The sequence below is a fragment of the Moorena sp. SIO3E8 genome, from assembly GCF_010692445.1.
GTDB lineage: Bacteria > Cyanobacteriota > Cyanobacteriia > Cyanobacteriales > Coleofasciculaceae > Moorena > Moorena bouillonii.
Genome location: NZ_JAAHHM010000018.1, coordinates 213,825 through 233,308, shown reverse-complemented (window position 1 = coordinate 233,308; position 19,484 = coordinate 213,825). Strand labels below are relative to the sequence as shown.

The following is a 19,484-nucleotide window of genomic DNA, read 5'->3' as shown; positions in this document are numbered from 1 at the left end:
CTACTCCCTACTCCCTACTCCCTACTCCCTACTCCCTACTCCCTACTCCCTACTCCCTACTCCCTACTCCCTACTCCCTACTCCCTACTCCCTACTCCCTACTCCCTACTCCCTACTCCCTACTCCCCAGAAAAAAAGTACCTCACGGAATTGAGACATGCTAGAGTTCAGCTCGAATGGTAAAAGCATAGTTTCCTCCTGGTTCGAGCTGGTAATCCCACTGTTCTAAAAATCTGCCAAGGGGTTCCTGAATCAAGGCACGGCCTAGAGAGGGGGTGACTAACAGCTGACTTATCCGAAAATGCCATTGAAACTCCCATTCATAGTCTGCGGCTTGGACTTCCCCTTCAATCTTGCCCTGTTGCCAGCAGTGCCGCGTAATTCTGACGTAGGCAGTGGTTTCAGGCAAACCCTTTGCACTCACAATGGTAAAAATTCCTAATCTGCTTTAAAGACATAGGTTAGCAGACCTGTTGGGAGATAAGTCAATAGGGATCAACCCGAATGTGGTATCAGTCTGGGTGGTTGATGCCCAAGGCAACCAGGTGCTGATGGATGCTTTTTACAAAACCCTTCCACGCATAAAAAATCACGCTTTACTCAATCCCTACAGCAAGCACAACTCTACCTGGCTCTTGACTCCTGAATAAAGTGACCCCTCAGTACTGGTCACCATGTCTTCTGATTGGTAACAATTTTAGGTAATACTTAGAATAGATACTGGTTGAGATTAATTCCCTGCGATATGCACCACCAACTCCCGGTAGTGAGCCTGTCGCCGATGCTCCCAAATATAAATGCCCTGCCAGGTTCCTAGGAGCAATCTCCCTTGAGCAATAGGAATCTGTTCCGATGTTTTGGTCAGTGCACTGCGGATATGAGCAGGCATATCATCGGGACCTTCGGCACTATGGCTATAGCTTTTGCCATCTTCTGGTACTAATTTAGCAAAAAAGTTCGATAAATCCGTGAGCACATCAGGATCAGCATTTTCCTGAATTACCAAACTTGCCGAGGTATGACGGAGGAAAATGGTACACAGTCCAGTCTCCAGTCCTGATGTAGCAACCACGGATTGAACTTTCCGGGTAATGTTGGAGAACGATTTACCGGTAGTCTTAATTTTGAGTCGTTGTTGATAATGAGTCATAGAAAGGTTGGTTAATCGAGCCACTGCTACCCGAGCTGTTTCAGTTCCTCCGATGGTGTTTCCGAGGTTTCTGTGGCTACAGCTGTTGGTGGATGGTCAACAGACTTATCCACCACAGGTGTTTCCGAGGTTTCTGTGGCTACAGCTGTTGGTGGATGGTCAGCAGACTTATCCACCACAGGTGTTTCCGAGGTTTCTGTGGCTACAGCTGTTGGTGGATGGTCAGCAGACTTATCCACCACAGCAGCAGTTTCTGATGACTCTAGAGTATCTTTTGATAACGACTCAGGGACAGTTGCCAATTCTTCTGTATACAACTTATCCAGTTGAGCAGCAGTTTCTGATAACTCTGGCTTTTCTGCTGATTCTGGCTCAGTTGCAGATTGATTGTCACTCGACTCATCTGCCTGCTCCGAATTTTCTGATACCTCTGGATTCTCCGGTTCCCCGTCACGCCAAGGGGAATCATAGTGATTCCAGGGCAGAATTGGCTCGTTGGGCAGGTTACGGGTCAAGACAGTGATGTTCTCTGGGTCTGGTTCCGGTAAACTCAAAGGTTCTCCAGAGGTTTTGTTATTAACCTGTTTAGAATTCATAGTCTGAGCGAAAGCCAACAATACATCACATCAGTTTAAGCGCAGGAATGCAAAACTCTGCTATGACATTCAACGTAATAATCAAGGCAACCCCCCAAGTGACATAAGCAGAATACTTCAACGATAGAGAAAAATCTTCTAATCGCTGCCTGTTTGCATTATAAGTCTCTACCAGATTAACCAGCATCTGTAGCTGGTATTGTTCTGGTGAGAGTACCAGGTAACGTTCTAGGAATTTTTTATCTCCCAAGTTGGGACTGACTGCGATCTGACGCGGTAGAAAAGCACGGATTAGTAGGGTAAAATTAAGCATAAATCCCAGTATCTCAGCAATACCAAAGGGACTGCGGAAAAATACTAGTCCCGAGATGGTTAAACTCGTTAACAAGGCTCCATTAGTGACAAACAAGATATTGAGCTTTGTGGTCAAGGTTTGACTGCGCTCCCTTTGTTGATCAAGTACCATACGAACATCTCGTGCTGCCAACTCTAGGCTGGGGAAAGAGGTCTGCTCTTTAGAGGTTTCCTCTTCAATAGTAGAGGTTTCTGGTGTGTCGATGGACTTTGGGATAGAATTGTGGCTATTCTGGATCTGTTCTATAAGCGAATCTACGGTAGATATCATGGCAGGGGCTATCTAGGCTATTTAGTGAGAGTCTGGAGGTAGTTAACAATATCTTTAGCAATCTTGTCTGTTCCATCCTTTACCAAGCTTTGAGATTTTCTGGGAGGCTTGGGAGTGTGATGGAGGAATTCCCACTTGCCGTGGAAAAATTCTGTCGGTGTTAAAATCTGGTGGTGACCGTAGTCTTGCACCCCTTCTATTAGGATAGCGGCTTCAGCAAATCCCGAGCGGGTAACTGAAGAAATAGGTATATCCAGGCGTAAGGCTTCAGCAAAAGTACTGTACCCCGGTTTGGAAATCACTCGCGAGCACAAGGGCATGAAATCCACTGGTCGATAGTCGTGACCCTTGATTTTTAGTAAATTGGGTAAATCTGGTGCTTGAGAGTCAAATGTGATAAATTGCCAGTTAGGGAATCTAGATAGATTATGGTAAGGAATTTGTTCCAACCCTAATCCCCCAAAGGTGAGTAAAGCTGTTTTAGACTTTGGAGACTTCAGATCACAATGCTTCCTTAATTGATCTGTACTGTAACCTGGGTATCCCCCTGTTAAGCCCACATCGGTGATATGGGTGAAAGCGTTCATGGGTTCATGTAAAGGAAGACGAAATAAGCGATCGCATTTTCCATAATACTCACTGATCCAATCGGCAATCTCGGCAAATTCTCCTCCCCAGTCTCGATAGATGAAGTCCCAACCAAAGTTACTCATCATCCAACAGGGAATGTCAGCCGCTTGAGCAATACCTACAGCTAAGGGGGGAATATCAGCTAAGATCAGCCCGACTCGATTGTTACGAATAAAGTCAACCTCACTAGCAATTATTGATCTAGCATTGGAACGAATTTGCTTTAGTTTGGTTAATGTTACCTCTTTATCCATCGTTAAGCTGTCGGTTTGAATAACACCAACATCAAAAGCCCGTGGGCGATGAATAAAATCCCCGGGAATGTAGGATTCTAATAACCAGCGTGGTACTGTTGTTACTAGAATCAGTAAGATATCCGGACACAGTCGTTGAATAGCCGCAGCTACGGAGGCAGTACGTACAGCATGACCAAAACCGTGGCTAGTGATAGCGATGTATAAAACTGGTCTAGACATTCTAGGAGCTCAGGTATTGAGTTAATTGAAGGCTTTAATGCAGGCTAACAAAAATAAACCACAAGTGGCTAACTTTGGCAGTTACTACCTTGATTATAATTTCCACACTTGAAAATCAAATTCAGAAAAAAATTTAAAGTTTATTGTTTAAGGAGTTGAAAACGTGCTGGAATATATAACTTTACCGAACAACGTTCTGCCACCTGTAGCTCCTTATTCCCACGCTGTTCGGGCAGGAGATTTTCTATTTGTGACGGGACAGCTAGCTGAAGACCCTGTCACTGGAAAAGTAATAATTGGGTCAATTGAGGAACAGACTAAACAGGTAATGGAAAACTTGAAGCTGGTTTTAGACCATGCTGGCACTAGCTTCGCTCAGGTAGTTATGGCTCGCATTTTTGTCACTGATTTTAGATACTACCAGACAGTTAATGACTTATATGTTTCTTATTTTAACAAGAATCGGTTACCTTGTCGAACAACGGTTGGAGTCATAGGTCTGGCTGGTAATGGTGATGTAGAAATTGATTTGATTGTTTATTGTGGTGATTAATGATAATGGTAAATTACGGCGGTTTGCAATTCGATGAGGTACAAATTATGGGCTTTTAGGGAGCAGGGAGCAGGGAGCAGGGAGTAGGGAAGAGGGAAGAGGGAAGAGGGAATAGTGAAGAGGGAAGAGTTAAAAAATCCCGTGTACCTGATAGTTATGAAAAACGCTGTATCAAGGATTTAGCTATTAGATTTAGCTATTAGCATTCAGCTTGCCCGCTTCGCCGATGGTAAGCTAATCGGCATTTCAATTTATAACTGTTAATAATTATTTGGCTTTTTTTATTGGATAGTCTAGTTAATTTTTTCTCGAACAACCCGAATTCCCTCCCAAGCTGGCATTCGACCAGTTCGTCGCTCATCCATTAATAAAAATAATGTGTAAACTGGAGCAATTTTATCCCTATTATTGCCATACTTACGGCTTAAGTCTTGACAATTTTTAACCGTCAAATGAACAGGTTTCAGGATTTCAGGATTGGTAGCCGCTTTTTGATAAATATCAGCTCGAACACTCCAGGCAATAAACACTAACAAAACATAGAAGCGAAGTAATTTAAGATCTGGGTTTTCGTATCGGTTAAGGTTGAGGTTGAGGTAGGGATTGAGGTTGATATATTTACCTAGCTTGAGGTCTTTGTATAGGTCTTGGTATGGCTCAAGGTTCTGGTAAAGATATCGATCGAGGTCGAGGTTTTGTTCAAGCTCTTGGTAAAGGTTTCGGTATTGGTAGAGGTTAAGCTCTAAATACCGGTAGAGTTGGATATCTAGGTATCGGAACAGTTCTAGTTCCCCCTCCAAGTTTAGGTTTAAATCTAGAGCTATATCTAGTTGAACAACATTAGCTAATTGTTTTTGCCAATTTTTCCACTTAGCTGCTTTTATGCCCACAATCACGTTGTGTTCTTTTTCCTGGCACCAGCAGCCTACTGGCTGTTCAATCGCTTGGTACTCCTGTGCTTCATCGGAAGTGGGCAATCTGTACCTGAATCCTGGTGTTGAGTAGTTTTGAGTCAACCATTTACAAAATGCTTCGGCATCACTAGCTTCAATTCCAGTAATTGGCTGATTTCCCTCTAACGCTATAAACCGTTTGCTTTCCCAATGATCTGGCTGATGATACTCACCTGCTGCTAGGCTTTGATCCAAAAATAATTGATACTCAGCACAGGTAATATAACTCAAGCCAATTTCGATTCTGTCATCAATTCGGAATAGTTGATTCAACCGCCTAGATAACTTAACCTCTGCAGCTAACTGAGCAATTTCTTGATTAGGGGATGCTAAATCGGCTGCTAGGACTTGTTCAAGTTGTTGCTCTAGCTTAGGCTTAACGGTCAACCCTTGCGCTAGGCAATTATAGGCAAAAGCTAAAGACTCTTCTGTAGCCTTTTCCAAGGCTGCACGAATCAAGTTAGTGCCATCAGCATCCGACGCCCAGAAGCGGATAGTTTCAGTCCACCAGGGATTATCCACATTTTTAATCAAGATCTGCTCTTGGTTCAGTTCCTTTACCTGAGCAGCGGCTAAATAGTCCTGAAAACTCTGGTGAGCAAACTCGTAAATCCCTAGCCTCCTTTCCACTAATAACCCAGTAGTTGTCTCTATATGCTTAAGAAATTCCTTTGGTTTTAGCCGACTCCCGGCCACTGATGCTAAGAGGTCTTGAGTATCAGATGGGGTGAATTCACAAGCTTCCTGTTCCATCAACCCTAGTGCTAGTCTTTGTAAGACTGATTGTTTTTGCACAGTTGTTAGCGGTCTAGGGATGTTCTGAGCTGATGACACCTCCAGCAATACATGGCAAATTTTGCTGTAAAGTTCTCCCCGACGCTCTGGTAAGATGCTACCGCAAGCGTGAAGGGTAGCTATCATAGTTAGGAGCAGTGGGTTGCTTGCCATGGAAGCTATCGAGGGATTCTTTCTAATCCGCTCTACTAAATCCTCAACTTGCTTCTGAGCTGATAATTGTTTTCTGGGACTACTAATCTTAGCTTGTCGATACCAGCCCTGAAGAAATTGCTGAATTTGGTTGAAATTGAATGGTTGTACTTCTAAAACTGTTTCGATCTGCGACCCCAGTATACTACGATAGCCCTGGTGACGATATGTCAGGATAAAAGCAGTTTGGGGATAGGTTTGCATCTGCTGGTTAACCCATTGACTCACCTGCTGACGCTGATCCGGATCAGCTACTTGATCCAACCCATCCAACATCACTAAGCATTTGCCATTTTCTAACTGATCCCGAAACCAATTAGCAGGAGGTTTCTCCAAGCCTGCGGATTGACCCAATCCTGGTAATGACCCTTCCTCAACTTGTTTCGTAACTAGCTGTGCCAAGTTAGGTTTTTGCTCACTAGTAATGCGATCGCAACTATTCCGCAAATATACCAGTATAGGAATTAGTTTTGGCGCTTTATACTGGCGGTGAGCATTGTTGGCATAGGTCAGGGTCAAATGCTGCAAGGTAGTGGTTTTTCCTGATCCTGGGGGGGCAATGATTGCCAAATGTCGATAGGCTCGTCTTTTAGGTATTTTGGCGATAAAATCCCAAATTTCCGGACTGATCTGAGATTGATGGGAGTTTGTCTTAGGTAATGGTCTATTACCTGGAATTTTTGTAGCGAATCTTAGGGGGACAAATACCTGCTCGAAATCCAACCTTGATAGCCTTGTGTTCAACACTACTGTCTTCAAGTCACGAAAACCGTAGACTAAGCTTTGGTAATACTTGTCTTGAAACTGTGAGGTTGATTTTCCGTCGTGAAACTGTGAGGTGAATTTTCCCCACAACCCCATGACCAAGTTTTCTTCTGGTTCCAAAGCTTTCTCATTTGACTTGTTTTGGAACGATGGCTTGTCCGACATGTTTTCTGGCATAGTGATGCTACTGCTACAAAGCCCCTTGCTTTCGAGTGTAAGCGAGTCTAATACTAAGTTGCCGCTTAAAGATGTAATTTACTGGTAAGACTATCCTTGAATTTGACTTTTAACCGTCAACTGTCAACGCTCAATCCTCTTGGGCAAAAAACCGTTGCAATAGTGACCTAGTAACAACCCAACTTGGTGTAAACACGCTTACTCGATCAAACGGCTGATCAATTATAAATTTTTATAAACAATGCTATATTTTAAATATATATTTTTAACTATTAGTAATATAATTGAGTTTTTAGCATTTTATCACTCTCATTCTTTGTCTGTCATTTGTGATATCTTCGTTCGTGTCGTATTACTTTGTAAAAATGTTAGAATAGATAGTCAATGAATGTAGCGATTAAGCGAGTCCTATCACCCCTAAAACCTTACCTACGCTGGGCAATCTTAGGTGGGACATTATTCTTTTTAGCAAAAGCCTTGAAAGACAACTGGCAAGAAGTGCTAGCGATTCGGATCAGCACTTCTGGATGGACTTGTTTAGCGATCGCTGTTGGCGTGACATTGCTAGCCCACACCTGGACTGGCTGGGTTTGGCATTGGATACTCCGGGAATTCGACCAACAACCAGGGCTTGGATGGTGTATCCGGATCTATCTGAAAGTTAACATTGCCAAATACTTACCAGGTAACGTTTGGCACTTCTATGGTCGGATCTGGGCAGCGAAAACAGCAGGAGTTCCATTGGGAGTAGCTACTCTGAGCGTGTTAATGGAACCTCCCATGATGGCAGTAGGTGCTTTATTGCTGGCTTTGATCAGCTCTCCTTTGGCCAGCCGGATCATTCAACTCCCAATTCTGTTTGCTGTACTGATACTGATTCATCCTTGGTGTTTAAACCCATGCCTACAGTATTTAGCTAAATTAACAGGTAAGAAGAAAAGCATTGAATCAGATGAAGATCAGATTATCCGGGTCAAGCGCTACCCAATCCTACCATTGTTGGGGGAATTGGGCTTTTTGGGATTGCGAGGTTCAGGCTTTTTGCTTACCCTGTTAGCCTTAAGCCCAATCACTCCCAGCCAACTCCCCCTGTTGCTTAGTGGGTTTAGTGTAGCTTGGCTGTTGGGCTTAATTGTCCCAGGGGCACCAGGGGGAGTTGGGGTATTTGAAGCCACTGCAGTGGGTTTACTAGAGCATGACTTTGCTCCGGCAGTGGTGCTGAGTTCGGTTGCCTTGTATCGTTTGATCAGTATTCTATCAGAAGTTGGCGGTGCGGCACTGGCATGGTTAAATGAACCTCCAAGCGATCGCTCTTCTAACCAAGATAAAGGATGAAGTCTTGATACTTCATATTTCATACTTCATTCTTCATACTTCATTCTTCATCGTGATAGGTAGAAGCTACATACAACTCTTTTAACTGTTTATCATCCACAGCACCTGGAGCATCGGTTAGCAAAGAACGTGCTTGTTGGGTTTTCGGGAAAGCAATCACATCGCGAATCGATTCTTCCCCAGCTAATAGCATTACTAGCCGATCCAAACCATAAGCAATCCCACCGTGAGGAGGGGCACCATAGTCAAAGGCTTCCAGCAGAAACCCAAACTTACTGTTAGCTTCTTCTTCAGACAAGCCAATAGCTTCAAAAACCTGTTGCTGAATCTCTGGCTGGTATATCCGGAGACTACCACCACCGATTTCTACCCCGTTCCATACTAAGTCATAGGCTTGAGCCCGAGCCGTTTTCACATCATCTAAATCATCAGGATGGGGAGCTGTAAATGGGTGGTGCAGTGCTTCTAAACGCTTTTCATCCGCATTCCACTCAAACATGGGGAAGTCTGTTACCCAGAGTAAGTTAATCTTTGTTGAATCAATTAATCCCAATTCTTGACCAATCACAAGTCGTAAGCGGTCGAGGGTTTTATTGACGATGTCAGCTGAACCAGCACCAAAAAGCAGCAAATGACCAGCAGTAGCACCAGTTGCCTCTAATAACTGCTGTTTTTGGCTATCACTTAGGTTATCCTTAATCGCCCCGATGGTATCAATTTCACCGCCTTCTCGCACCCGGATGTAAGCTATACCCTTAGCACCAGCTTCGCTGGCTTCTTTGAATAAGTCACCCCCTGGTTTAATCCGGACATTCGATATAGCTTCATTACCACCAGGAATAGGTAGAACTTTGACTACACCCCCAGTCTTTACTGCACCCGAAAAGACTTTGAAGCCAGAATCTTTCATCAAATCAGAGACATTGACTAGTTCTAAGCCAAAGCGAGTATCGGGTTTATCACTTCCGTAGCGTTCCATGGCTTCAGCGTAAGTGAGGCGGGGGAATGGTCTGGGGATATCAATACCTTTGACTGTTTTAAAAATGTGAAATACTAATGTCTCATTAAGCTGGAGAATTTCCTCTTGGGACATAAACGACATTTCCATGTCCAACTGGGTAAACTCTGGCTGTCGGTCAGCTCTGAGGTCTTCATCCCTGAAACATCGGGCAATCTGGTAGTATCGATCCATACCCGATACCATCAACAACTGCTTAAACAATTGGGGAGATTGGGGCAGAGCATACCACTGACCTGGATTAACACGGGAGGGGACAAGATAGTCTCTAGCACCTTCGGGAGTGGAACGAGTTAGCACTGGGGTTTCCACTTCGATGAAGCCTTGTTCATCTTCCAGGTAACGGCGAATTCCTCTAATCACTTGATGGCGCAGTTGCAGGTTTTTGCTCATGCGATCGCGTCTTAAGTCCAAGTAGCGATACTTCAGCCGCAAGTCTTCTCGCACTGACTCAGTATCAGCACTGGACACCTGAAATGGCAACTGCTTACGCACTTTATTGAGCAGTTCAATGTGATCAGCGTAAATTTCTACCTCGCCAGTAGGCAATTTCGGATTAAGGGACTCGTCAGGACGCTTAGTAACTCGTCCAGTAACGTTTACTACATATTCATTGCGTAGGTGATCGGCATCGTTATAGGAATCAGGGGTACGCTCAGGGTCACTAACAATTTGGACAACACCACGAATATCCCGTAGGTCCAAGAAGATGACACCTCCATGGTCACGACGTTTCGAGACCCAGCCACAGAGGGTAACAGTTTCACCAATGTGCTGGTTTCGGAGTTCACCACAATAATGAGTTCGCATAGTTTTTGTCTATAATACTAGTTCAATTAACTTACTTATCCGGCTAAACCCTGGTGCGTTATGGTCTTAGATTCTCAGCCTCACGGATGATATGTGCTGTTTTACCAGCACTTGACTAGGATTCAAATCCCCCGCCAATAAGCCGACCCAGGCAATTTCAGGCACCACAAAGTCTGCATTATAGCTCATTTGACCCGAGTCTAGGCCATAGTCTGACACTAGGCTTCCTGATATGGGAGAAAAGGTTTCATAGGTCTTGTGTACCTTTGGGCTATAGTTCCTGAGATGCGAACCCAAGCCAGATCTCCGAGCATTCTACTGCAACGACCGAGTATGGTAACTAGACCTTGATAATTGGCTAGACTTTCCCTATCACTCTATTTTCGACAAACTCAATTGAGCAGTAACGTTTTGATGAGGAATGGATAACCATGACCATTAATACCGCCAAGCTGGAGACCATTATCCAAAATTTTGTCACCAGCACCAGTGAGGTTCAAGGAGCTGCTTTAGTTTCTCCTGATGGACTGCCTATAGCATCCAGTTTGCCGAGCGAGATGGATGAAGAACGAGTATCAGCCATGTCAGCTGCTATGTTATCCCTAGGTGAACGGATTGGCTCGGAATTGTCCAGAGGTATTCTAGACCGCATTTTCGTAGAAGGTAATAAAGGTTATGGTATACTAACCAACTGTGGGGAGTATGCTGTTCTATTAGTCTTAGCCACCAAGGCAGCTAAACAGGGGGTGCTGATGCTGGAAATCAAGCGGGTGATTCCAGAGTTGAAGGTAGCTTTAGAGCCTCACCAGACCATTCCAGGAATTTATGAAACAAAACTCTAGCTAAAGTGCCACAGCAACGAGATGAAAGGTTGCCACTGCTTAGAGTAGGGTGGGTGAATTTTATCTTGACAGCTAGTTCAAGATAATGTTGGAGCTAGGATTTTTGGTAAAAATGGTGGCTGTGATTTGAATAATTTAACAAATCCTTTTGATTTTAGGTAACTCAAGATACCTATGGTGTTAACTGCAAGTCGCTATACTGGGAAAACTATATAAGCCCCAGGTTTGAGTTAAGCCTATTGCCAATGTCAGATTGCCAATGTCAGAAACCCTGCTGAACCTCTCCTCTCTGATGCTTATATCTTAATTTTACGCATCAGTCATAAGATAGAAATTTTTTACTTTACACTTAGGGAATTACTAACCCAATGGATAGAATTGTATTGTCAAATAATTAAAATTTAATAACTTTAATATAAAATCCGAAAAAATCGATAAAAAAAAATAGATTATTCATTATGTCTTGTGACTATCAATAAACTTAAGCCTAGTAATAGGTGAATTTCTTTCTTATTGGCAAGTAATGGCGATCACGAGTTCTTTAGCGGAATTTTCCCTCCCAGAATTGTTTCATTTCCTCGATCAAGGAAACAAAACTGGATTACTAACCCTCCGATTCAAGCTAAGTAGGCATAGTCAAGAAATAAAAGCTCGACATATTCTACTGCGCCAAGGTCGGATCTTGGCAGTTAGCCATCGTCTGGATCACCAATGCCTGCTGAAAATGATGTGTCAGCGGGGTTGGCTGAGCCCTGAGGTAATTAATGAACAGGTAAATCGATGTCCGGCCAATAAACCTATTGGTCTGTACTTGAAGACTAAGGGATTTCTGCATCCAGAGCAGTTGAGACTACTATTTCATGCCCAGGTTATACGCTCAGTTTGTGGCTTATTCCGGCTCAAAGATGCTAAATTTAGGTTTGACTCTAAGGCAACTTTGCCCACGATAGAAATGACGGGTTTAAGCATCTCAGCTACCAAAGCAACTCTAATTGGTCTGCGAGCTCTACCAGATTGGAATGGATTAGCAGACAAGCTACCTGAAACCACCTCAGCACTATCTAGGGCGATGGTCGGTCATCGCCAGTTAGGGCTAGACCCTATGGAAGCTGCAGTTTGGAAATTAGCCAATGGGTCAATTCCCCTGACTGATATTGCTACTCGGTTGGGCAAGTCTCTCGAAACGGTTCAACAGATATCCTTCCGGCTGATTAGCGTGGGTTTAGTCGCAGAAGTGCCTATGCTTACTTCATATCAACAGAACTATTGGCAATCACAGGGATTAGAGCCAGTGGCCGTTGGGGCAAATCGAACTGAGGAGGACAATCATCAAGAGCTGAGCAATCGCTTTGTGCAACACTTACTTGGTTTCTTAAGGAGGTAATTAAGGATTAATAACAGCTAGGTACTTTTTGGACTTAATGGTATTGAGTTCTCCACGGATTGAAATCGCGTGGATTCTAAGAGTCGTGTCGTTACGCGGGTTAAAACCGCGCTTGGTGCGCTTTCCTATGGCGAATTAAATTACGGGGTCGCACCTCTCCACGACGCTTACAATACTGGCCAGAAAATAATTCCAGCTTGTACCGTTGTGGCAGACTCAAAACTGCCCTACCTCCCTGGCCTATGGCCACGCTACGCGAACGGATTAACTAAAAAGTTAACCTGTGGATTTACTTTTAATTGGAATAGCTTTCGGAGTGGTTGTACCAACAAGTCAGGGCAATAAATTACTACTTTTTGCTGCATTACTTGCCTGTAACATGGTCGTAGGATTTTCCCCGTCTCCACCTGGCCGGAATCTCACCGTAAAGCGCAAAAAATCAACGTAACCAACCTTGTTCTTACTCACGATTCTATTCTAGCACGAAAGCCCTTGATAAATCCCGGAACGCTGGCCTTTGGCCACGCGGGGCGCGTTCGCTGCCCACCCAATAAATTAGGTGGCTAACTCTCGCTCGTTAATTTTTCTGTTTTTCTGCAATCAGAGCATAATAATCCTAATCCTATGGTTGACAATAGTATTGTAGTGTTTCGGATTCTACTTCAGAACGGCTAACAGCAAATAAGCGTGGAAATTATGCGTCTAGTTGTAACCGGTGCCGTGGGTGCTGGAAAATCCTCTTTCATTCGCTCGGTTAGCGAAATTGATGTAGTGGATACAGATTGCCTAGCAACGGACGTGACAACTAAAATTAAGCAAAAAACTACAGTAGCGATGGACTTTGGGCGTTTGCAATTTGCTCAAGATATGGCGCTACATTTATATGGCACTCCAGGACAGTCTCGCTTTGATTTCATGTGGGACATCCTGATTCGGAAAGCGCATGCTTACATACTCCTTGTTGATGCCCATCGTCCCAGTCAGTTTAGCTCTTCCCGTCGCCTGCTCAGTTTTATGGGACAGCGTGTGAAAATTCCCCTAGTGATTGGTCTAACCCATGTCGATTGTGAAGGAGCTTGGTCCCAAGAGGATGTAGCGATCGCGTTGGGCTTTGTGGATGAAAGCAATCGACCCCCGATGGTAAGCCTCAATGCCAATCAACGAGATTCTGTGATTCAAGCATTAATAGTGCTAGTACAATATATCATTAAATGCGACATCTCCCACACTCCCCCTAATCGCTAGAGTGTGGGCTGATCGCCGTAAAATCTAAATTTAGGATCTAGCGATACTAAGTTTTGGTGTCTTTAAGCCATTTTGAGGTGTTTTTTGAGAACTAGCAACTTAGGTTAGTAGTAGGGATGGCTATAAATCCATAGATTTTCCAGAAACCAACATTGAGCGTGAATTTCTCAATTTCTATTACTAAATTGGTTCTCGAGTGGTGACAAAGGACTAATAACAACTGAAAGCGGTGCGACCTAGCGCTTTGAAAAAGGGCTAGGGAAGGCTCACCAAGAGCATGACTTACGAATTTGAGTCGAACTTGGTATTATTACTGGACTAGTGTTCTCGAAGGACAGAGGCTTCATCCCCACCCTTTTGTTAAAGGAGTGGTAAAGCCACTGATCCGGGCGTTGTGATCAAAGATGGGGTGCGACTCCGCGCTTTTTAAAAGCTAAGGGTGAAGGCCCACCAACAGAGTGGCTTGCTGAAAAGGTGATCGGGTGATCGGGTGATCGGGTGATCGGGTGATCAGGTGATCGGGTGATCAGGTGATTGGGTGATCGGGTGATTGGGTGATGGGAAGAAAGTACTACCCATGAATGCAAGTTGGTATGAGTAAAGGTTAAATGAAAAAACAGAAGGAAAATCCGATCTTCCGTTGTTCCGTTTGCCTGATCCCAATCCCCAACCCTGTATTGTCACAAGGCTTTCTTTAGTATCTTCATAGTTCGGTGCTATGGAAAGAAGCTCAGCCTCCATCAAATAGCTGCGGTGGGACCCCGCGCTTTTTCAAAGCTAAGGGTGAATGCGCACCAACAGAGCTTTGGGTGAAGGCTCACTAAGACAGGGAAGGCTAACTTCTCAATTGGACACAATCTTTACACACTCTTTACAGAATTTTGAGATGATCCAGTGCAACTAGCCGTTACTAATGGTAAAACCCAAATAGTGATGAACACACATCAATAAATTATATATAGCATCTGTCAAAAGAGGTATATTTTTTAGTGTTCTGTGTTTATCCAAAATTTGTAAAGGACTAGGCTTACAGCAGGATTGTTCATGAGACTTTTGCTGGTAGAGGATGACAATGCTCTAGCTCTAACCTTGAGTAAAGTGTTGAGAGAGCAGAATTATATTGTAAATATTGCTGGAGATGGGGAAGAGGGTTGGGAGTATGCTCAAGCCTTTACCTATGACCTGATTGTGCTGGAAGTGGATTTACCCAAGCTCGATGGTATCAGCTTGTATAAGCGACTACGGCAGGCAAGCTATGATAGAGGGATTTTGCTGTTGCTTTCTCAATCAGCTATTGCTGAGCAAGTCAAGCTTAATGCTGAAGCTGATGATTATATTGTTAAACCCTTTACAGCCAAGGATCTGTTGACTCGGATTAGGACATTACTGCGTCACCACAGTGTTTCTGGATTAAGGCTACTGGAATGGGGTGATGTTTGCCTAGACCCGAGTACCTGTGAAGTAACTTATAAAGGGCAACTGCTCCATCTATCACCAAAGGAATACGGTCTTCTAGAACTATTCCTGAGCCATCCGCGCCGAGTATTTAGTCAGAGTATCATTCTCGAACATCTGTGGTCATTTGAAGACCCTCCTTCACCAGAAACAGTTAGGGCACATGTTAAGGGGTTAAGGCGCAAGCTCAAGAGTGTTGAAGCTGATGATGTGATTGAAACTGTCTATGGTATGGGCTATCGCCTCAAGAGCTTACCGAGGAGCAAGATAAAGAAACTCAAACCAACCCCAACAAGGTTCAATCAGCCTTGGGAACGTTCTAAAGGAACCATGTGGCGTCAGTTTGCCACTGTAGAACAGGCGGTTAATGCTCTCGAAGCCGGACATCTTACTGAGGAGCTGCGAAAACAAGCCCAGCAGCAAGTCCACAAGCTGGTGAGAGCTTTAGATAAGTTTGGCTTAGTGGAAGGATCACGGCTAGCCCAAACTATTGAGTACTGGCTACAGGAAGTCAGTATAACCAAGACCAGGAACTCCGGTAAACGGAGATATCGGTCAAGACGCAGGAACTATGACAACCAAATAGAATTACCTAGTCCTCAATTACAGCAACTAAGCTCCCCAACTAATATTCAAAATCTGGCATCTTTGCTAGCACTTCTATCTGAAGAACTCCAGCAACCTCCATCAGCATGCTCTGGTGATGTCAGTAGTGAGTTGGAAGATAATTCAACCATTACTGTCTTAAAAGAGCCTGAACTAACCGAATATAATAGATCACAACCCCTGGCACCGGACCAATTACCAAAAAAGCTTCCATTGATTTTAGTTATCGATGGAGACGTGCAACTGACACAACAGTTGGAAAGAGAAGCAGTGAATTGGGATATGCAAGTAAAAGTTGTCCTAGATCCCAGGCAAGCCAGAATTGTCATGGATCAAGAAATACCTGATGTTGTGCTACTGGACTTGATGTTTCCCAATTATCGAGAGGACGGAATCGCACTCCTCAAATATTTCCAGAACCAATACCCTCAAATCCCAGTAATCGTTTCTACACAGCAAAATCGGTTTAGCGATCGCGTTGAGGTTGCTCGTCAGGGAGGACGGGCGTTTTTATCCAAACCCGTTACCCCAATACAGTTACTAGAAACCGTTGAAGATGTTTTAAATCAAGACAGACCTTCCACCGCCAAAGTGCTGGCAGTAGACGATGATCCCCTAGTGCTGGAAAGTATACGACACTTCCTACAACCTTTAGGAGTGCAGATTATTACCTTAGAAGAACCTGATCAATTTTGGGAACAGCTCGAAGCGACAGCACCTGATCTACTGATCTTGGATTTAGACATGCCCCAATTCAATGGGATTGAACTGTGCCAAGTTGTGCGCAATGATCGCATCTGGCATGGATTACCTATCCTATTGCTTTGTGAACACCAAGACTCTGAAACAATTCACCGCATTTATCAAGCTGGAGCTGATGACTATATCTTTAAACCGATAACGAAATCCGAGTTAGTCACCCGTGTTTTCCATCGTCTAGAGCGTACCAAACTGCTCCGTAGTTTAGGAGAAACTGACCAATTAACTGGTGTGGCTAATCGTCGTCAATCTACCATAGAATTCAACCGATTACTGCACTTATCCCAACGCTACCATCAACCTCTTTGCTATGCCTTATTGGATTTAAACAACTTAAAGCAGGTGAATGAGCAATATGGTCATGTGATGGGAGATAGAATTCTGAAGCGGTTAGGACAAATCTTGCGGCAAAAGTTTCGCAGTCACGATATAGTGGCCCGCTGGGGAGGTAAGGAGTTTTTCATCGGGATGTATGGTCTCAATCGACAGGCTGGGGTCAGAAGGCTCCAAGAAATTTTGGAGACTGTTAGTGAAGAATTTCATGACTGTGAGCTAGTGCAGGTAACATTTAGTGCTGGGGTGGCAGAGTACCCTGGGGATGGCACAGACATCGAAAGCCTTTATCGAGCCGCTGATGAGGCTATTGAGCGAGCCCAAGCCACTGGTCAAGATTGTGTATTCCCAGCTCAATCCCTAGCTGGAAACTTCACTCAGTAGTACTTTTTCATGAGTAAAGCGTTCTCTGCCTTAAACCAACCTGATGCGTGATCTATTAAACCCAATTGTTACCAGGTAGGAGGTGAAAAATGGAACCGATACATTCACATTTTATTCACAACTTACTCGACTATTTCACAATTGGGGATAATATAAAGATAGTTTAAAGATTATCGATTCAAAGATATTGATCTTTCATTTGGAGTTAGGCTCAAAAGTATAAAGCTTGAGAGTAGCCATCAAGCATAGGTCATTTTTAAGACCTCATTAGGGTGTAAAGCTTATTTAGTCGAATCCGAAAATAGTTCTCAAGAGCGAAAGTGCCGACTTTCCGTTGACCGTAGGTCACGCTACGCGAACGGAATCGACGTTTATTGAGCTAACTCGCAAACCTTTGACCGTAGGTCACGCTACGCGAACGTTGCTTTGTTTCTAATCCGAATATTGGATGGTGAGTCAGGGAATGGTGGTTTTGTGTTGCGGCTCCACGCTTTGAAAAAGCTTAGCGTGAAAGCTCACCAAGAGATTGATTGTTGTGGGCTGTCTGAATGGGGCATCTAATCTAATCTCAAAAAAATAGGTTGCAACCCATAGAGTTTGTAGAGCTTACCCTGAATGGATTCTCGTACAAATATGCCCTTAAGGTAAGCCATTCTCGCCCTCGAGCGCGGTGGTCGTTGCTCTTTAGGAGCCGCCTTTGGCTAGACTAGCCTTTGCCATTAAGTATAGCCCTTCGATGAAGGGTAAAGTAGGTTGTTGATCCAGAGCCTATTGGCGAGCGCGTCAGTTGAAAGATTTTGATCCAACCCTAGTAAGCAATTACTGATCAGAGTCTCACTAAAAAATTAAGCCTGACTAATAGGGTATAAAACAGGGTATAGAACCGTTTATAGCCTATGAATTTGCTTTTCCCCTCGCTTGTTAAATATAAAATTTCTTGGAAAATTTATCTGCCCATAGCAATAATTTTGGTATTCCAGATCTTAAGGTAGAAGCGTTCTAGGAAACTTTTTTACCAGCCTTAACATCGCTAGTGCATAATCAATCGATGGGTCAGACCCCTCATGATTATATCGGTCTGACCTTTCGGAAACTGCTACCAATTATTGTTTCTCTCAATATGGTTAATCAATTGATATGGGATTTAATTTCAAATTAACAAGCCACTCAGCTCATAGGACGTTGACGTTGACTTTGAAAAACTATTTTCAGGTGTTTTTTTAACAAATCTTAATATATTATAAATTAGTAATTTCCGCTAACCCTTTAGTATGAAGCAAATTAACAATTATGTCTGTTACAGGCCATTTAACCGATATTTCCCTACCAGAAGTGTTTCAGTTTATCGCCCAGGGACAAAAAACTGGTTTGCTAAGGTTGCTTCCCTTGCCAAGAAACCAAGTAACCCCTAGGAGAACTCATTATATTTGGGTGTATCAGGGTCACCTGGTGGCAGCTGCAGATCGGTTAGACAATCAAGGTTTGGTATCGCTGATTGTTAAACACTGCGGGGTTAGCGAACGGGTAATTGCTAAGTTAGCTCAGCTGTGTGCCATAGATAAACCTCTGGGTTTATGTCTTAAAACTCAGGGTGCTTTACAGGGTGACCAATTAAAACAGCTATTTCGAATGCAAATTCTACAGCATGTTTGTGCTTTGTTTCAGCTCCGAGATGGTCAGTTTAAATTTGAACAGAATGTACCCATACCAACACGAGAAATGACGGGTTTGAGTATGCCAACAAAAATAGCTATGTTGAAGGGATTGCGATCGCTCCGCAACTGGGAAGCTCTGGCAGATAAATTACCTGACCCGAATGGCGGTTTGGTCAGTATCAACGGTGGTCAACCTAAATACAGTTTGGACTCTATAGAGTGGCAAGTTTGGGAGTACACCAATGGCAATGTTTCTCTCAAGAGAATTGCAAGGCAACTGAGAGTACCAGTAGAAAAAGTGCAACAAGTTGCTTTTAGACTAATTACAACCGGTTTAGTATAAGAAGTGCCCTTATTGGTTAGCAACTTATGTGACCTATCTACATTGAACTGACGGTCAAGTGTCGTCTTATGATCCCTTTTTAAACGGGATCAAAACTTCCTTAAAGGTACTACTTAAAGGTACTACTTAAAGGTACTCTTAATTATGGAGGTCAACACAACTGTATTCCCTCAGAGCGCGTTTTAGAGTTGGTAAAATTTTCAGAATTGCTCGCGCTTTAGTTGATTGCTCAGTTGATATCACCGTTAATCCAAAGCTGGAATTATTAATCAAACTAGTCTAGAATAATGCAATATAAAACTAGTCTTGAATACTAAAATCATTTCTTTGGAACTTATCTCGATAAGAAATGATTTCAGACGTAGAGGAAGAGTTCTATTTAAACTCAACAGCTCCTGCTTTT

At 43.5% G+C, this 19,484-nt stretch carries 16 protein-coding genes; 8 read left to right on the top strand and 8 right to left on the bottom strand.

What is annotated here, in order from left to right:
- Positions 1-160 precede the first annotated feature (160 nt).
- On the bottom strand, positions 161-424 hold the full coding sequence (locus tag F6K46_RS10565) for a DUF3146 family protein (RefSeq protein WP_070390996.1): 264 nt from the start codon (positions 422-424) through the stop codon (positions 161-163).
- 82 nt (positions 425-506) lie between these two features.
- Here F6K46_RS10565 and F6K46_RS10560 point away from each other — a divergent pair, with 82 nt between their 5' ends.
- Complete coding sequence (locus tag F6K46_RS10560) at positions 507-650, top strand: hypothetical protein (protein ID WP_158516952.1); 144 nt, start codon at positions 507-509, stop codon at positions 648-650.
- 80 nt (positions 651-730) lie between these two features.
- Here the strand turns inward: F6K46_RS10560 and F6K46_RS10555 are convergent, their stop codons facing one another.
- Genes F6K46_RS10555 through F6K46_RS10540 form a run of 4 tightly spaced genes read right to left on the bottom strand, consistent with a single transcriptional unit; the run spans position 731 to position 3,477 of the window.
- On the bottom strand, positions 731-1,150 hold the full coding sequence (locus tag F6K46_RS10555; protein WP_075896295.1) for a secondary thiamine-phosphate synthase enzyme YjbQ: 420 nt from the start codon (positions 1,148-1,150) through the stop codon (positions 731-733).
- 26 nt (positions 1,151-1,176) lie between these two features.
- The gene (locus tag F6K46_RS10550) at positions 1,177-1,746 is read right to left on the bottom strand and encodes a hypothetical protein (protein WP_293051506.1); all 570 of its coding nucleotides are present in this window, start codon (positions 1,744-1,746) and stop codon (positions 1,177-1,179) included.
- A gap of 25 nt (positions 1,747-1,771) precedes the next feature.
- Positions 1,772-2,371 carry a hypothetical protein gene (locus F6K46_RS10545; protein ID WP_229415172.1) on the bottom strand — a complete coding sequence of 200 codons (600 nt, stop codon included), beginning with the start codon at positions 2,369-2,371 and terminating at the stop codon, positions 1,772-1,774.
- Between the two features lie 17 nt (positions 2,372-2,388).
- Positions 2,389-3,477, bottom strand: a complete 1,089-nt coding sequence (locus tag F6K46_RS10540) for a glycosyl transferase (protein WP_293051510.1) — start codon at positions 3,475-3,477, stop codon at positions 2,389-2,391.
- A gap of 163 nt (positions 3,478-3,640) precedes the next feature.
- Here F6K46_RS10540 and F6K46_RS10535 point away from each other — a divergent pair, with 163 nt between their 5' ends.
- Positions 3,641-4,030 (top strand): RidA family protein, encoded by a 390-nt coding sequence (locus F6K46_RS10535; protein WP_070390993.1) that lies wholly within the window; start codon positions 3,641-3,643, stop codon positions 4,028-4,030.
- Between the two features lie 293 nt (positions 4,031-4,323).
- Here the strand turns inward: F6K46_RS10535 and F6K46_RS10530 are convergent, their stop codons facing one another.
- Positions 4,324-6,912 carry an NACHT domain-containing protein gene (locus F6K46_RS10530; protein ID WP_293051515.1) on the bottom strand — a complete coding sequence of 863 codons (2,589 nt, stop codon included), beginning with the start codon at positions 6,910-6,912 and terminating at the stop codon, positions 4,324-4,326.
- A 384-nt stretch (positions 6,913-7,296) separates the two neighbouring features.
- On the opposite strand from F6K46_RS10530, the gene F6K46_RS10525 reads away from it, so the two are divergent.
- Positions 7,297-8,247 (top strand): YbhN family protein, encoded by a 951-nt coding sequence (locus tag F6K46_RS10525; RefSeq protein WP_293051518.1) that lies wholly within the window; start codon positions 7,297-7,299, stop codon positions 8,245-8,247.
- Between the two features lie 40 nt (positions 8,248-8,287).
- On the opposite strand, the gene aspS is transcribed toward F6K46_RS10525, so the two are convergent.
- Entirely contained in the window at positions 8,288-10,075 is a 1,788-nt protein-coding gene (aspS, locus tag F6K46_RS10520) for an aspartate--tRNA ligase (RefSeq protein ID WP_293051521.1), read from the bottom strand.
- Between the two features lie 431 nt (positions 10,076-10,506).
- On the opposite strand from aspS, the gene F6K46_RS10515 reads away from it, so the two are divergent.
- A complete protein-coding gene (locus F6K46_RS10515) occupies positions 10,507-10,917 on the top strand; it encodes a roadblock/LC7 domain-containing protein (protein WP_070390988.1) in 411 nt (136 codons plus the stop codon).
- Between the two features lie 523 nt (positions 10,918-11,440).
- Positions 11,441-12,301, top strand: a complete 861-nt coding sequence (locus F6K46_RS10510; RefSeq protein ID WP_075896280.1) for a DUF4388 domain-containing protein — start codon at positions 11,441-11,443, stop codon at positions 12,299-12,301.
- 100 nt (positions 12,302-12,401) lie between these two features.
- On the opposite strand, the gene F6K46_RS10505 is transcribed toward F6K46_RS10510, so the two are convergent.
- A complete protein-coding gene (locus tag F6K46_RS10505) occupies positions 12,402-12,551 on the bottom strand; it encodes a hypothetical protein (RefSeq protein WP_293051529.1) in 150 nt (49 codons plus the stop codon).
- 446 nt (positions 12,552-12,997) lie between these two features.
- On the opposite strand from F6K46_RS10505, the gene F6K46_RS10500 reads away from it, so the two are divergent.
- The 3 genes from F6K46_RS10500 to F6K46_RS10490 all read left to right on the top strand — a co-directional run bounded on the left by F6K46_RS10500 (position 12,998) and on the right by F6K46_RS10490 (position 19,081).
- Positions 12,998-13,546 (top strand): ATP/GTP-binding protein, encoded by a 549-nt coding sequence (locus F6K46_RS10500; RefSeq protein WP_193431306.1) that lies wholly within the window; start codon positions 12,998-13,000, stop codon positions 13,544-13,546.
- Positions 13,547-14,590: 1,044 nt separating this feature from the next.
- Positions 14,591-17,083 carry a response regulator gene (locus F6K46_RS10495; RefSeq protein ID WP_293051537.1) on the top strand — a complete coding sequence of 831 codons (2,493 nt, stop codon included), beginning with the start codon at positions 14,591-14,593 and terminating at the stop codon, positions 17,081-17,083.
- Between the two features lie 1,290 nt (positions 17,084-18,373).
- Positions 18,374-19,081, top strand: coding sequence for a DUF4388 domain-containing protein (locus F6K46_RS10490; RefSeq protein ID WP_293051540.1), 708 nt, complete (start codon positions 18,374-18,376; stop codon positions 19,079-19,081).
- Positions 19,082-19,484: the final 403 nt, after the last annotated feature.

Excerpts from the sequence above, each read along its gene's own strand:
- F6K46_RS10555 (WP_075896295.1), bottom strand. The coding sequence starts at position 1,150 with ATGACTCATTATCAACAACGACTCAAAATTAAGACTACCGGTAAATCG.
- F6K46_RS10550 (WP_293051506.1), bottom strand. The coding sequence starts at position 1,746 with ATGAATTCTAAACAGGTTAATAACAAAACCTCTGGAGAACCTTTGAGT.
- F6K46_RS10545 (WP_229415172.1), bottom strand. The coding sequence starts at position 2,371 with ATGATATCTACCGTAGATTCGCTTATAGAACAGATCCAGAATAGCCAC.
- F6K46_RS10540 (WP_293051510.1), bottom strand. The coding sequence starts at position 3,477 with ATGTCTAGACCAGTTTTATACATCGCTATCACTAGCCACGGTTTTGGT.
- F6K46_RS10530 (WP_293051515.1), bottom strand. The coding sequence starts at position 6,912 with ATGCCAGAAAACATGTCGGACAAGCCATCGTTCCAAAACAAGTCAAAT.
- F6K46_RS10525 (WP_293051518.1), top strand. The coding sequence starts at position 7,297 with ATGAATGTAGCGATTAAGCGAGTCCTATCACCCCTAAAACCTTACCTA.
- aspS (WP_293051521.1), bottom strand. The coding sequence starts at position 10,075 with ATGCGAACTCATTATTGTGGTGAACTCCGAAACCAGCACATTGGTGAA.
- F6K46_RS10515 (WP_070390988.1), top strand. The coding sequence starts at position 10,507 with ATGACCATTAATACCGCCAAGCTGGAGACCATTATCCAAAATTTTGTC.
- F6K46_RS10510 (WP_075896280.1), top strand. The coding sequence starts at position 11,441 with ATGGCGATCACGAGTTCTTTAGCGGAATTTTCCCTCCCAGAATTGTTT.
- F6K46_RS10500 (WP_193431306.1), top strand. The coding sequence starts at position 12,998 with ATGCGTCTAGTTGTAACCGGTGCCGTGGGTGCTGGAAAATCCTCTTTC.
- F6K46_RS10495 (WP_293051537.1), top strand. The coding sequence starts at position 14,591 with ATGAGACTTTTGCTGGTAGAGGATGACAATGCTCTAGCTCTAACCTTG.
- F6K46_RS10490 (WP_293051540.1), top strand. The coding sequence starts at position 18,374 with ATGTCTGTTACAGGCCATTTAACCGATATTTCCCTACCAGAAGTGTTT.